Source organism: Pseudomonas sp. Irchel s3h14 (genome assembly GCF_900187425.1).
In the GTDB taxonomy this organism is placed as follows: domain Bacteria; phylum Pseudomonadota; class Gammaproteobacteria; order Pseudomonadales; family Pseudomonadaceae; genus Aquipseudomonas.
The window spans coordinates 225,489-239,786 of record NZ_FYDJ01000002.1 but is presented as its reverse complement, the minus strand read 5'-3'; the positions used below and the strand labels follow the sequence as shown (position 1 = coordinate 239,786).

The following is a 14,298-nucleotide window of genomic DNA, read 5'->3' as shown; positions in this document are numbered from 1 at the left end:
AGCGAGTGTAGTTGTGCGCAACGACCGCAACAATCCTGTAATTGCGCCATTCATCATGGTGTTTACCGCGGTGTTGGCGTTCTTTGCCAGTTGTGTCTAGACTGGCCGGGTTCTTGTCGGGGTGCCTTGCTATGAGGCTGAGATCGAATAATTTCGGATCCCGTTGAACCTGATCAGGTTAGCGCCTGCGTAGGGAACAAGATTTCTCGTCACCCGGCGAGTCCTCTTGTGCTTCGTCCGGGATGTTGTTCGACAATCGAACACCCCTCGAGCACTGAGCACAGCACAGCTGGTTTTCCCAGCGCACGTGCGTCCATTCGTTTACAGGTTCGCTCCGACAAAAATCCACTGCCTGGATGTGTGTCTGGAGAGCCCGTGATGACGATAAAACTAAAAAACACTACGAACCTGAGTGATTCGGCCCAAGTCGATCAGCAATCGGTTCAGCCGTTTACCCGCTCGCAAAAAATCTATGTTCAGGGCTCTCGCCCGGACATCCTCGTGCCGATGCGCGAAATCAGCCTTGATGTGACCCCGACCGACTTCGGCGGCGAGATCAATGCGCCTGTCGTTGTGTACGACACTTCGGGCCCTTACACCGACCCCAACGTCATCATCGACGTGCGCAAAGGCCTGGCCGATGTGCGTTCGCCGTGGATCGAATCCCGTGGCGACACCGAGCGTTTGCCGGGTCTGAGTTCCAACTTCGGCCAGGAACGCCTCGCCGATGCGGAGCTGACCAAGCTGCGTTTCGCCCACGTGAACAACCCGCGCCGCGCCAAGGCCGGGGCCAACGTCAGCCAGATGCACTACGCCCGCAAAGGCATCATCACCGCCGAGATGGAATACGTCGCCATCCGCGAAAACATGAAGCTCGAAGTGGCCCGTGCCGCCGGCCTGCTTGACCAGCAACACGCCGGTCACAGCTTCGGCGCCAGCGTGCCGAAAATCATCACCCCCGAATTCGTCCGTGAAGAAATCGCCCGCGGTCGCGCGATCATTCCGGCCAACATCAACCACACCGAACTGGAACCGATGATCATCGGCCGTAACTTCCTGGTGAAGATCAACGGCAATATCGGCAACAGTGCTTTGGGTTCGTCCATCGAAGAAGAAGTGGCGAAACTGACCTGGGGCATTCGCTGGGGTTCGGACACGGTCATGGACCTGTCCACCGGCAAGCACATTCACGAAACCCGCGAGTGGATCATCCGTAACTCGCCGGTGCCGATCGGTACCGTTCCGATTTATCAGGCCCTGGAAAAAGTCGGCGGCGCTGCCGAAGACCTGACTTGGGAGTTGTTCCGCGACACGCTGATCGAACAGGCCGAGCAGGGCGTCGACTACTTCACCATCCACGCCGGCGTACTGCTGCGCTACGTGCCGCTGACCGCCAAACGCGTGACCGGTATCGTTTCCCGTGGCGGTTCGATCATGGCCAAGTGGTGCCTGGCGCACCACAAAGAGAACTTCCTCTACACCCATTTCGAAGACATCTGCGAAATCATGAAGGCCTACGACGTCAGCTTCTCGCTGGGCGATGGCCTGCGTCCGGGCTCGATTGCCGACGCCAACGACGCGGCACAATTCGGTGAGCTGGAAACCCTCGGCGAGCTGACCAAAATCGCGTGGAAGCACGACGTGCAGTGCATGATCGAAGGCCCGGGCCACGTGCCGATGCAGTTGATCAAAGAGAACATGGACAAGCAGCTTGAGTGCTGCGACGAGGCGCCGTTCTACACCCTCGGCCCGCTGACCACTGACATCGCGCCAGGCTACGACCACATTACCTCGGGTATTGGTGCGGCGATGATCGGCTGGTTCGGTTGCGCCATGCTCTGCTACGTGACGCCGAAGGAACACTTGGGGCTGCCGAACAAGGATGACGTGAAGACCGGGATCATCACCTACAAGATCGCCGCGCATGCCGCCGATCTGGCAAAAGGGCATCCGGGCGCGCAGATCCGCGACAATGCCTTGAGCAAGGCGCGTTTCGAGTTCCGTTGGGAAGACCAGTTCAACCTGGGCCTTGATCCGGACACTGCTCGTTCGTATCACGATGAGACCCTGCCGAAGGATTCGGCCAAGGTCGCGCACTTCTGCTCCATGTGCGGGCCGAAATTCTGCTCGATGAAGATCACCCAGGAAGTCCGCGAATACGCGGCCAACCAGCGCATCGAAACCGTCGACGCCGAAGTCGCCCAGGGATTGGCGGACCAGGCCGAGCGGTTCAAACAGGAAGGCAGTCAGCTGTACAAGAAGGTTTGATCTGATCCGCAGCGCCGGCCTATCAAGGCTGGCGCTGCTTTTTGTAGGAGCAAGGCTTGCCCGCGATGGCGTCCTCGAGATCGCCATCGCGGGCAAGCCTTGCTCCTACAGGTTCGGCGATCAAAAGAACAACAAGTGTCCCTCTGAGATAACACCCTTGAGCATTCAACCCAGCACTTACTCCCCGGATTCTGCGGTTCCGATCGACAAACGTGTCTTTGGCGGTCGCGATCTGTTTTCCCTGTGGTTCTCCCTCGGCATCGGCCTGATGGTCCTGCAGACCGGCGCTCTGCTCGCGCCAGGTCTGGGCCTGTCCGGCTCGTTGCTGGCCATCTTCCTCGGCACCCTGGTCGGCGTTTTGCTGCTGGCCGCCGTCGGCGTGATCGGCAGCGACACCGGCCTGTCGTCGATGACCGCGCTCAAGCTCAGCCTCGGTGCAAAAGGCGCGAGCCTGCCGGCCGTGCTGAATCTGCTGCAACTGATCGGTTGGGGCTCGTTCGAAATCATCGTCATGCGCGACGCTGCCAGCCTGCTCGGCGCGCGGGCGTTCAGCGAAGGCGGTCTGTTGTCGAATCCGCTGTTGTGGACCGTGTTCTTTGGTGGTTTGGCGACCTTGCTGGCCGTCAGTGGTCCGCTGACATTCGTCCGTCAGATCCTGCGCAAGTGGGGCATCTGGTTGCTGCTGGCCGCGTGCATCTGGCTGACCTGGAACCTGTTCGCCAAGGCTGATCTGGCGGCGTTGTGGGCGCAGGCCGGAGACGGTTCGATGTCGTTCGCCGTGGGCTTCGACATTGCCATCGCCATGCCGTTGTCCTGGCTGCCACTGATTGCCGACTACTCGCGTTTCGGCAAGCGTGCGAAAAACGTGTTCGGCGGCACGGCACTGGGCTTCTTTATCGGTAACTTCTGGCTGATGAGCCTCGGTGTGGCCTACACCCTGGCGTTTGCGCCGAGCGGTGAAGTGAATGCCTTGCTGTTGGCATTGGCTGGTGCTGGCCTCGGGATTCCGCTGCTGCTGATCCTGTTGGACGAGTCGGAAAATGCTTTTGCCGATATTCACTCGGCGGCCGTTTCGAGCGGAATTTTGTTGCGCTTGAAAGTCGAGCACCTGGCCTTGGCCATCGGCGTGATCTGCACACTGATCGCGTGCCTGGCGCCATTGGCCCAGTACCAGAACTTCCTGCTGTTGATCGGTTCGGTGTTTGCGCCGCTGTTCGGCGTGGTGCTGGTGGATCACTTCATCCTGCGCAAACGCAGTACTCGCGTGGCGTCAGCCGCATTGCGCTGGCCGGCGTTGCTCGCCTGGTTGGGCGGGGTGAGCACCTATCATTTGCTGGCTAATCTGTATCCGGACATCGGCGCAACCCTGCCGTCACTGATTCTGGCAGGGCTGCTGCAACTCGTGCTGGGTCGGGCCTTCAGTTACGGCCAGGAAACAGCTCGGGCTTGATAATGCCGTTCAGGCGTGGGTAAGGGATCTTCAGTTCGACGTGACCCAGCGCGTAAGGCGCGATGGTGCTCACTTCGTACTTGAGGATCACCCCGCCGTACGTCAGCGCCACGTTCTGGGTTTTCTGGAACGGCCACTGCTTCACGAACTCCGGTTCCTGATCGAGCTTGGTGCTGATCAGCCAGCTGTTGTGCGCGACTTGCGCGGCTTTCCAGAATGCCTCTTCCTGCCCCGGCACCAACATGTCCGACAGCGTCAGCACTTTGTGCTGCTGGCGTGAATAGTTGATGAAGCTGCGGCCCGGCGTGCCATGGGCACCGCCGGTGTCCAGGTAGCTGGAAAATTCAACGATCACCAAGCCGTCATGCTGCTCACGTACCTTGGCTTGCAGGTAGCTGCTGTAGCGCGGGCCGGCACTGCTCAAAAATTGCTCGCGATACGCTGCCAGCGTCGGCGCCACCGGGGCGTCGGGCGAGGTGCGGGTCATTTGCAGCAGGCGTTTTTCGATGATGCCGTCCAGTTGCGGTTCGGCGGGGAAGCGCAGCGTATCGATGTTCACCAGCGGGCAGTCAGGTGTTGTGCAACCCGGTTTCAGCTGTTCGGAAGCGTCGCGGGTAGTTTCCAGCGGCGTCCGGTAGTTGGGTTGGAACAAACTCTGGCACGCGCCCAGGGTCAGGGCGATTACAGCCACGGAGGCGATTTTAAAAAGCGACATGGGCGTCCTTCATAAAACAGGGAAAGGCGAAAAGTTATCCGCTTCGACTATCAACGAAGCAGTCAGTTCGCCACTAAGCTAATTAGAGTTGGTTTCACCCTCACCGTCTATCCCGCTGACTGTAAAGGGGCTGCATCAAAGGTCACGGGCGCGTTAGGATGGCGCGAAGTCGAGGTTGCAAGTAACAAAAAGGAGCCTCGTAACGGATTTGCAGTAAAGAGGATAGTCATGACTGATTTCGCCAACGCCATTCCGACCGCCGTTGATATCGTTCGGCGCGAAAAGTGCTATGAGGGCTTCTACAAGCTGGATCGTGTGCACTTGCGTCACGAATTGTTTGCCGGTGGCATGAGTCGCGAGATCAATCGTGAAGTGTTCGTTCGCCATGATGCGGTGTGCGTGCTGCCCTACGATCCGCAGCGCGATGAAGTGGTGTTGATCGAGCAGTTTCGCGTCGGCGCCATGGGCAAGATCGACAATCCATGGTTGATCGAACTGGTCGCCGGTCTGATCGACAAGGATGAAGTGCCGGAAGAAGTTGCTCACCGCGAAGCGCAGGAGGAAGCTGGGCTTGTGTTCGGGGCGCTCTGGCCGATGACCAAATATTTTCCATCGCCGGGCGGCAGCAATGAATTTGTGCACTTGTACCTGGGGCGCTGCGACAGCGCCGGCGTCGGCGGCCTGCATGGGCTGGAGGAAGAAGCAGAAGATATCCGCGTCACGGTCTGGGCGTTCGAAGATGCCCTGCAGGCCGTACGCGACGGACGAATTGCCAACGCGGCCAGCATCATTGCCTTGCAATGGCTAGCTTTGAACCGCGCTGAAGTGAGGGGGTTATGGTCGTAAACAAACTGCGCGATCGCTATCGGGTTGACCTTGTGGGGCTGCAAGCCTCCTGCGAGGCCAACTACGCGCGCCTGATGCGACTGTTGCCGGACATGCGCAACGAGCCGGAGGCGCGGCGCATTGCCGTGACCCACGGCGACCAGATGCTCGGCGTGCTGGCCCTCGAAGTGCTGCAGGTCTGCCCGTACACCACAACCCTGCTAGTGCGCCAGGAACACAGCCTGCCGTGGCTGCCTGTGCCGCAACTGGAAGTTCAGGTCTATCACGACGCATGCATGGCCGAAGTCGTCAGCGCCGAACATGCGCGACGCTTTCGCGGCATCTATCCTTACCCGAATGCCTCAATGCATCAGCCGGACGAAAAGGCCCAGCTGAATATGTTTCTGGGCGAATGGCTGAGCCATTGCCTGGCCTGCGGACACGAGTACGCGGTTGTGCGGTAGATGTGAACTGCGTCAGGTTCACAAGTTTCCCCTTTTGATCATCCCCCAGCATAATTGCGGCACTCATCCATCCCGTGATTCAGCCCTGGGAGAACGCCTTGCCGAGCGTATCCACATTGACCACCGCCGATTCGGCGTTGCTGGTGCAACTTTCCGACAGTCATCTGTTTGCCGAAACGGACGGGACGTTGTTGGGCATGAATACCCGGGACAGCCTGCAAAATGTCATCGAGCTGGTGCGGCTGCAGCAGCCGCAGATCGACCTGATTATTGCCAGTGGAGATCTTTCTCAGGACGGGACGCTGGAGTCCTATCAGCAATTTCGTGACCTGACGCGGCAGCTCGATGCGCCGGCGCGCTGGATTCCCGGTAATCATGATGAGCCGCGGATCATGGCGGAGGCTGCCGTGCAGAGTGCGTTGCTTGAGCCGGTGGTGGATGTCGGTAACTGGCGCGTCACGTTGCTCGATTCGGCCGTACCGGGTTCGGTGCCGGGGTATTTGCAGGATGAGCAGCTACAGTTGCTGGCCCGTTCGTTGAGTGAGGCGCCAGAACGGCATCATCTGGTGTGCTTCCATCATCATCCTGTGTCGATCGGGTGTGCGTGGATGGAGCCCATTGGATTGCGCAATCCAGACGCGTTGTTTGCCGTGCTGGATCGGTTTCCGCAGGTGCGCGCTGTTTTATGGGGGCATGTGCATCAAGAGATCGACCAGGATCGCAAGGGTGTGCGGCTGATTGCCTCGCCTTCGACGTGTATTCAGTTCGAACCGGGCAGTGATGATTTCAAGGTCAGTGACCAGGCGCCGGGGTATCGCTGGTTGCGGCTGTTGCCGGATGGCCGGCTCGAAACAGGTGTTGAACGCGTCACGGGTTTTGACTTTCAGATCGATTACGGCTCTAACGGTTACTAGAAACATCCCGGGAGACCGAGGTGCGGCCTTCGCGAGCAAGCCCGCTCCCACATTGAACCTCGGGTGTTCACAAATCGTATGTACGCTGCAGATCTCCTGTGGGAGCGGGCTTGCTCGCGAAGGCATCCGCACAGACGCCCATGAACTCCGTGCATATCCCGATTCCCCCGACACCCTGTAAACTGCGCCTCTTTACCCGACGCACAGGGAGCTCAAATGTCTGGTTCGATCCTTTATATCCACGGTTTCAACAGCGCGCCTTCGTCTAAAAAGGCCACGCAGTTGGTACAAGTAATGGAACGTCTGGGCTTGAGCGATCAGTTGCGCGTCCCGGCCTTGCATCACCATCCCCGTGAGGCCATCGGTCAGCTAAACAAGGCGATTGAGGAGCTAGGGCGGCCACTGCTGGTCGGCAGCTCACTCGGCGGCTACTATGCGACTCACTTGGCCGAGCGCCATGGCCTCAAGGCCCTGTTGATCAACCCTGCCGTCAGTCCGCACCGGATGTTCGACGGGTATCTGGGGACGCAGAAAAACCTGTATACCGATGAGGCCTGGGAATTGACCCACGACCACGTGACGGCCCTGGCCGAGCTGGAAGTGCCGGCGCCCCAGGACCCGCAGCGGTATCAGGTGTGGTTGCAGACCGGCGATGAAACGCTGGACTACCGCCTCGCCCAGCAGTACTACCGGGCTTGTGCGTTACGTATCCAGGCCGGCGGCGACCATAGTTTCCAGGGTTTTGCCGAACAATTGCCGGCAATGCTGAGTTTTGCCGGCATCGGCGCAGATTTGTATCAGGCGATCGATTTCACAGCACTGTGAGCCATCGCCTCTATTTCACAGAACACTCTTTTTACAGGCGGACGACGAGACCCCATGGCCACTCCCAGCGCTAGCTCTTATAACGCAGACGCCATCGAAGTCCTCTCGGGCCTCGACCCGGTGCGCAAACGCCCCGGCATGTACACCGACACCAGTCGGCCGAACCACCTTGCCCAGGAAGTCATCGACAACAGCGTCGACGAAGCCTTGGCCGGGCACGCGACCTCGGTGCAGGTCATCCTGCACGCCGATCACTCCCTGGAAGTCAGCGATGACGGCCGTGGCATGCCAGTGGACATCCACGCCGAAGAAGGCGTGTCGGGCGTCGAGCTGATCCTCACCAAGCTCCACGCGGGCGGCAAGTTTTCCAACAAGAACTACCAGTTCTCCGGCGGTCTGCACGGGGTGGGTATTTCCGTGGTCAACGCGTTGTCGAACGAAGTCCGGGTGCGCGTAAAGCGTGACGGCAACGAATACCAGATGACCTTCGCCGACGGTTACAAGAAAACCGAGCTGGAAATCATTGGTACTGTCGGCAAGCGCAACACGGGTACCAGCGTATTCTTCGCGCCGGACCCGAAATACTTCGATTCGCCGAAATTCTCCATCAGCCGCCTCAAGCACGTACTCAAGGCCAAGGCCGTTCTGTGCCCGGGGCTGCTGGTCAGTTTTGAAGACAAGGCCACCGGCGAGAAAGTCGAATGGCATTACGAAGACGGCCTGCGCTCCTACCTGGTCGACGCGGTCAATGGATTCGAACGCCTGCCGGACGAGCCGTTCTGCGGCAGCCTGGCCGGTAACAAAGAAGCGGTCGATTGGGCGCTGCTGTGGTTGCCGGAAGGTGGCGACAGCGTGCAGGAAAGCTATGTCAACCTGATCCCGACGGCGCAGGGCGGTACCCACGTCAACGGTTTGCGTCAGGGCTTGCTCGATGCGATGCGCGAATTCTGCGAATTCCGCAGCCTGCTGCCACGCGGCGTGAAGCTGGCGCCGGAAGACGTCTGGGAGCGTATCGCTTTCGTGCTGTCGATGAAGATGCAAGAGCCGCAATTCTCCGGCCAGACCAAAGAGCGCCTGTCTTCCCGTGAAGCGGCCGCGTTCGTTTCCGGTGTGGTCAAGGACGCCTTCAGCCTGTGGCTCAACGCCAACCCGGAAACGGGCATGTTGCTGGCGGAACTGGCGATCAACAATGCCGGCCGCCGTCTGAAGGCCAGCAAGAAGGTCGAGCGCAAGCGCATCACAGCGGGTCCGGCACTGCCGGGCAAACTCGCTGACTGTGCCGGGCAGGACCCGATGCGTTCCGAGCTGTTTCTAGTGGAAGGTGATTCTGCCGGCGGCTCGGCCAAGCAGGCACGAGACAAAGAATTTCAAGCGATCCTGCCGTTGCGCGGCAAGATTCTGAACACCTGGGAAGTCGACGGCAGCGAAGTGCTGGCCAGCCAGGAAGTGCACAACATCGCCGTGGCCATCGGTGTCGATCCGGGCTCGGCGGACATCGCCCAGCTGCGTTACGGCAAGATCTGCATCCTCGCCGACGCCGACTCCGACGGTCTGCACATCGCCACCTTGCTGTGCGCGTTGTTCGTCCAGCATTTCCGTCCGTTGGTGGATGCCGGTCACGTCTACGTCGCGATGCCGCCGCTGTACCGTATCGACCTGGGCAAAGAGATTTACTACGCCCTGGACGAAGCCGAACGCGATGGCATCCTCGATCGTCTGGTGGCCGAGAAGAAACGCGGCAAGCCGCAGGTCACACGATTCAAAGGTCTGGGTGAAATGAACCCGCCGCAGCTGCGCGAAACCACCATGGACCCGAACACTCGGCGTCTGGTGCAGCTGACGCTGGACGATTTCGAAGCGACCTCGGAAATGATGGACATGCTGCTGGCGAAGAAACGCGCTGGTGACCGCAAATCCTGGCTGGAATCCAAAGGCAACCTGGCCGAGGTTCTTGGCTGATGCGGGTTGGCTTTGCCCTGGCGTGTGCGTTACTTCTGACCTCGATTTCGGTGTTTGCCGAACCGGTGCCGGAACTGCGCCTGTTGTCCGAGCATCCCGTTGACGGTATGCGCGGCGGCAACCTGTCAGGGCTGGCCCAGTGCGGCAAGGATATGTGGACGGTGTCCGATCGCGACGACGATCAGATTTACCGGCTCGATACCCGCGACAGGGTATGGCAAGCGGAAACCGTGGGCATCGGCGTGCCACCGGTGCCAGACAGCGGTTTGCCCTGGGGCTTGCGTTCGCGGACCTGGGTGGCGTCGTTTGTCCGTGGCGGGGATCTGGATTTTGAAGGTATCACCTGCGACAGCGCCGGTAATCGCTACATCGTCAGCGAATCCCATGCTGCGATTCTGCAAGTGCCACCCGTTGGGCCATCGTCCTGGCTGAAGATCTCGCCGATTCTGATTCGTGAAGCCCGGGCCAGCGGCATGCTGCTGCACTTCAATGCGTTGTTCGAGGGCCTTGCGATCAATCCAGCGGGTGATCAATTGTGGCTCGCCGCCGAGCGTCAAAGCCGTGGTTTGTTGCTGATCAAGCGCAAGCAAACGGTATGGGATTGCGATGGTGGCTGTGTGTTGCTGAGCGAAGCCGGGAAAGAAATGCAGCCGGCGCAGTTTCCCCGAGCCAAAGCAGTGTCCCGAGACTTTGCCGACCTGTCGCTGTTCAACGGCAAGCTGTTTACCCTTGAGCGCAACGCTTACCAGATCTGCCGCCGTGATTCGGTGACGGCCAAGGTCGAGCGCTGCTGGTCGTTTGCCAATGAAGCCTTGCAGGCGCATCGCCGCTATTCAAATCCTTACGGCCTGACCGAAGCGTTGATTGTTGACGCCGAGGGCGCGTGGATTGGCACCGACAACAACAACGATGCCCGCGCCGATGGCGAGGAACGTCCGATCGTCTGGCGCTTTTCCGCGCCTGAAGGTGGCTGGAGTGCCAAGTCATGAGTCAGCAGCCACCGGGCAAACGCGCCGGTCGGGTATTTATGGTGCTGGCCTGGTGCGCGGCGCTGTTTCTGGCGACGCGGTTTTTCGGCCAGTGGGAAGCGCGTCAGCAGAATCCCAACACCGTCATCAGCTCTGAGCAGGGCGAAGGGTTTATCGAAGTGAAACTGGCCAGCAACACACAGGGTCACTTCGTTGCCAGCGGCCAGATCAACGGTCAGCCGGTGGATTTCATGCTCGATACCGGGGCGACCGACGTGTCGATCCCGGCGGAAATGGCCGAACGGCTGAAACTGGAAAAGGGCTTTGGGGTGACCCTGAGCACGGCCAACGGTCGCACCCAGGGTTACCGAACCCGCATCGACCGGCTGCAACTGGGCGACATTGTGCTGCGTGATGTGCGCGCCCTCGTCGTGCCAGGCCTGGATGGCAAGCAAGTGCTGCTCGGAATGAGCGCGCTGAACAAACTTGAATTTACCCAGCGCGGTGGCACCATGCTGCTGCGCCAGACAACGAACCGATGAGGCCCGCATGAGCGACTCCCTTGATCTCAGCCTGGACGGTGTAGAACGCCGGTCACTGGCTGACTTCACCGAAAATGCCTACCTCAACTACTCCATGTACGTGATCATGGACCGTGCCTTGCCGCATATCGGCGACGGCCTGAAACCGGTACAGCGGCGCATTATCTATGCGATGAGTGAGTTGGGGCTGGACGCCGATTCCAAGCACAAGAAATCGGCGCGTACCGTCGGTGACGTACTCGGCAAGTTCCACCCGCACGGTGACTCGGCCTGCTACGAAGCGATGGTCCTGATGGCCCAACCGTTCAGTTACCGCTACACGCTGGTCGACGGCCAGGGTAACTGGGGTGCGCCGGATGATCCCAAGTCCTTCGCCGCCATGCGTTACACCGAAGCGCGGCTGTCGCGTTATTCCGAAGTGCTGCTCAGCGAACTGGGCCAGGGCACTGCGGATTGGGGCCCGAACTTCGACGGTACCCTCGACGAGCCGCTGGTGTTGCCGGCACGTTTGCCGAACATCCTGCTCAACGGCACCACCGGCATCGCCGTGGGCATGGCCACCGACGTACCGCCGCACAACCTGCGCGAAGTCGCTACGGCGTGCGTGCGTTTGCTCGATGAGCCGAAAGCCACGGTCGAACAGCTCTGCGAACACATCCAGGGCCCGGATTACCCGACCGAAGCGGAAATCATCACGCCGCGCGCCGACCTGCTGAAAATGTACGAAACCGGCAAGGGCTCGGTGCGCATGCGCGCCGTGTACCACATCGAAGACGGCGACATCATCGTCACCGCGCTGCCGCATCAGGTTTCGGGCGCCAAGGTGCTGGAACAGATCGCGGCCATGATGCAGGCCAAACCGTCCAAGGCCCCGCAGATCGCTGACCTGCGAGACGAGTCCGACCACGAAAACCCGTGCCGGATCGTGATTATTCCGGGCGCACGCAAAAACTTTGACCATGACGCGCTGATGCAGCACCTGTTCGCCAGCACCGAGCTGGAGTCGAGCTACCGGGTCAACATCAACATCATCGGCCTCGACGGCAAGCCGCAGCTGAAAAACCTGCGCGCGCTGTTGGTCGAGTGGCTGGAATTCCGGGTCCAGACTGTGCGTCGTCGCCTGCAATTCCGTCTGGACAAGGTCGAGCGTCGCCTGCACCTGTTGGACGGTTTGTTGATTGCCTACCTCAACCTGGATGAAGTGATTCACATCATCCGCACCGAGGAGCACCCGAAAGCCGCGCTGATCGAGCGTTTCGCCCTGAGCGAAATCCAGGCCGACTACATTCTCGACACCCGTTTGCGTCAGTTGGCGCGACTGGAAGAAATGAAGCTGCGTGCCGAGCAGGATGAACTGCTCAAGGAACAGGCCAAGCTGCAAGCCCTGCTGGGCAGCGAAGCCAAGCTGAAAAAGCTGGTCCGCACCGAACTGATCAAGGACGCCGAAACTTACGGCGACGACCGTCGCTCGCCAATCGTCGAGCGCACCGAAGCCAAGGCCCTGACCGAGCACGATCTGCTGCCGAACGAGAAAGTGACCGTCGTCCTGTCGGAAAAAGGCTGGGTTCGTTCCGCCAAGGGGCACGAAATCGACGCCACCGGGCTTTCCTACAAGGCCGGGGATGGTTTCAAGGCCTTGGCGCCCGGTCGCTCCAACCAGTTTGCGGTGTTTATCGATTCCACCGGTCGCAGCTATTCGGTGGCCGCGCACACGCTGCCATCGGCCCGAGGCCAGGGCGAGCCACTGACCGGTCGTCTGACGCCGCCACCAGGGGCGAGCTTCGAATGCGTGCTGATGCCGGAAGACGATTCGCTGTACGTGATCGCCTCTGACGCCGGTTATGGTTTCGTGGTCAAGGGTGAAGACCTGCAAGCCAAGAACAAGGCGGGTAAGGCGCTGTTGAGCCTGCCGAACAACGCCAAGGTGATTCTGCCGCGTCCAGTGGCTGATCGTGAGCAGAACTGGCTGGCCTCGGTGACCACCGAAGGTCGCCTGCTGATCTTCAAAATCAGCGATCTGCCACAATTAGGTAAGGGCAAAGGCAACAAGATCATCGGGATCTCCGGTGAGCGTGTGGCCAGTCGCGAAGAATATGTCACGGACATCGCCGTATTGCCGGATGGCGCCACGTTGGTGCTGCAGGCCGGAAAACGTACCTTGTCACTGAAAGCAGACGACCTCGAACACTACAAAGGTGAGCGTGGACGTCGTGGTAACAAATTGCCACGTGGCTTTCAGAGGGTAGATGCGCTGCTCGTCGAAAACCTCAATTAAGCGTCCTAGAGCGCTCGATCTACGATTTAACGCGTAGATCGACGCTTTGGCGCTGGAGTCGGAACGCATATTCACGGATGATATGGCCTTTCAAGCGCCGGCGTGGCCGAGCGTTCTTCACATTTATTGAGTATTTTCACTGTGGTTAGCCTTGTGGCAACCACCTGGATGGGACGATGACTGCTCTGCGCCTTCCTTTTATTTTGATGCTCGCCGGCGTTCTTGGCCTGGCGGGTTGCAGCACTCACCAACCGGTGTCGCTGTATCAGCTGGACAGCGGAAGTCCGGCTCAGCCTGCGCAAAGCGCGGGCATGGCTGTATTGCTGGGTCCGGTAACTGTAGCTGATTACCTTCAACGCGAAACGTTGTTGCAGCGACAGCCGGATGGCAGCCTGCAAGCGTCGGCCGATGGTCGTTGGGCGGGTAGCCTGTCATCCGACATCGATCAGCTGCTGCTGCGCCAGGTAGCGGGTCATCTGGACAGCCAGCGCGTGGTGCTGGCGCCAGCGACAGTGGGCTTCACGCCGGATGTGCAGGTTCTGCTGACGATTACTCGCCTGGACTCGGGTGAGGCGCAACCGGCGATCCTTGATGCGCAATGGCGTCTGATCGACCGTCGTGGCCAGGTTCGTGATAACCGCATCATTCACCTGCAGGAACAGCATGCAGGCGGCACGGCGGCTCAGGTTCAGGCTCAGGGTGTATTGCTTCAGCGTCTGGCCGAGCAACTGTCGACGGCGCTCAAGCCGCTGGCCAATCAGCCACCGATCGCCGAAGCGCCAAAAAAACCGGCTGCCAAGCCGGCGGCACCTGCGGCGGAAGCGGAAAAGCAGCCGAAGATCCCGATGGCTTCGCCGATCCGGACCGATATGGAAGTGTTCAGGTTCTAAGCCTGGATTGAGCCAAGAACAAAGCCCGCCATGTGCGGGCTTTGTTGTTTCTGCAGTTTAGAGCTCTCTGGTGCTGCTGGCGGCCTCTTCGCGGGCAAGCCTCGCTCCTACAGGGTTTGTGTCGTTCATGCGATTGGCGTACGACACCGAACCTGTAGGAGCAAGGCTTGCCCGCGATGGCATCAGTGAGGGCAACAAAAAGC

At 59.9% G+C, this 14,298-nt stretch carries 12 protein-coding genes and 1 riboswitch; of the genes, 11 read left to right on the top strand and 1 reads right to left on the bottom strand.

Going from position 1 to position 14,298, the window contains the following annotated elements; genetic code table 11:
* The first annotated feature begins 107 nt into the window (after positions 1 to 107).
* A riboswitch (TPP riboswitch) is annotated at positions 108 to 213 on the top strand.
* A 165-nt stretch (positions 214 to 378) separates the two neighbouring features.
* Together thiC and cytX are read left to right on the top strand one after the other, a co-directional pair.
* A complete protein-coding gene (gene thiC, locus CKW16_RS04740; protein WP_046056450.1) occupies positions 379 to 2,268 on the top strand; it encodes a phosphomethylpyrimidine synthase ThiC in 1,890 nt (629 codons plus the stop codon).
* Between the two features lie 157 nt (positions 2,269 to 2,425).
* The gene (cytX, locus tag CKW16_RS04735; RefSeq protein ID WP_095127426.1) at positions 2,426 to 3,718 is read left to right on the top strand and encodes a putative hydroxymethylpyrimidine transporter CytX; all 1,293 of its coding nucleotides are present in this window, start codon (positions 2,426 to 2,428) and stop codon (positions 3,716 to 3,718) included.
* Here cytX and CKW16_RS04730 read toward each other — a convergent pair.
* Positions 3,687 to 4,433 (bottom strand): RsiV family protein, encoded by a 747-nt coding sequence (locus CKW16_RS04730; protein ID WP_095127425.1) that lies wholly within the window; start codon positions 4,431 to 4,433, stop codon positions 3,687 to 3,689. The genes cytX and CKW16_RS04730 overlap by 32 nt on opposite strands.
* A gap of 228 nt (positions 4,434 to 4,661) precedes the next feature.
* Between CKW16_RS04730 and CKW16_RS04725 the strand changes: the two genes are divergently transcribed.
* The 9 genes from CKW16_RS04725 (at position 4,662) to CKW16_RS04685 (ending at position 14,095) form a co-directional block, all read left to right on the top strand.
* Positions 4,662 to 5,279 (top strand): NUDIX domain-containing protein, encoded by a 618-nt coding sequence (locus CKW16_RS04725; RefSeq protein WP_095127424.1) that lies wholly within the window; start codon positions 4,662 to 4,664, stop codon positions 5,277 to 5,279.
* On the top strand, positions 5,270 to 5,722 hold the full coding sequence (locus CKW16_RS04720) for a DUF1249 domain-containing protein (protein ID WP_095127423.1): 453 nt from the start codon (positions 5,270 to 5,272) through the stop codon (positions 5,720 to 5,722). Before CKW16_RS04725 ends, CKW16_RS04720 begins: the two co-directional genes overlap by 10 nt.
* 98 nt (positions 5,723 to 5,820) lie before the next feature.
* Positions 5,821 to 6,636, top strand: coding sequence for a 3',5'-cyclic-AMP phosphodiesterase (gene cpdA, locus CKW16_RS04715; RefSeq protein ID WP_095127422.1), 816 nt, complete (start codon positions 5,821 to 5,823; stop codon positions 6,634 to 6,636).
* Positions 6,637 to 6,852: 216 nt separating this feature from the next.
* Positions 6,853 to 7,461 (top strand): YqiA/YcfP family alpha/beta fold hydrolase, encoded by a 609-nt coding sequence (locus CKW16_RS04710; protein ID WP_008153348.1) that lies wholly within the window; start codon positions 6,853 to 6,855, stop codon positions 7,459 to 7,461.
* A gap of 54 nt (positions 7,462 to 7,515) precedes the next feature.
* Positions 7,516 to 9,420, top strand: coding sequence for a DNA topoisomerase IV subunit B (parE, locus tag CKW16_RS04705; RefSeq protein ID WP_046045699.1), 1,905 nt, complete (start codon positions 7,516 to 7,518; stop codon positions 9,418 to 9,420).
* On the top strand, positions 9,420 to 10,409 hold the full coding sequence (locus CKW16_RS04700) for an esterase-like activity of phytase family protein (RefSeq protein ID WP_095127421.1): 990 nt from the start codon (positions 9,420 to 9,422) through the stop codon (positions 10,407 to 10,409). Before parE ends, CKW16_RS04700 begins: the two co-directional genes overlap by 1 nt.
* Positions 10,406 to 10,930, top strand: a complete 525-nt coding sequence (locus CKW16_RS04695; RefSeq protein ID WP_095127420.1) for a TIGR02281 family clan AA aspartic protease — start codon at positions 10,406 to 10,408, stop codon at positions 10,928 to 10,930. Before CKW16_RS04700 ends, CKW16_RS04695 begins: the two co-directional genes overlap by 4 nt.
* Before the next feature lie 7 nt (positions 10,931 to 10,937).
* Positions 10,938 to 13,205 carry a DNA topoisomerase IV subunit A gene (parC, locus tag CKW16_RS04690; protein ID WP_095127419.1) on the top strand — a complete coding sequence of 756 codons (2,268 nt, stop codon included), beginning with the start codon at positions 10,938 to 10,940 and terminating at the stop codon, positions 13,203 to 13,205.
* A 176-nt stretch (positions 13,206 to 13,381) separates the two neighbouring features.
* A complete protein-coding gene (locus CKW16_RS04685) occupies positions 13,382 to 14,095 on the top strand; it encodes a membrane integrity-associated transporter subunit PqiC (protein ID WP_095127418.1) in 714 nt (237 codons plus the stop codon).
* Positions 14,096 to 14,298: the final 203 nt, after the last annotated feature.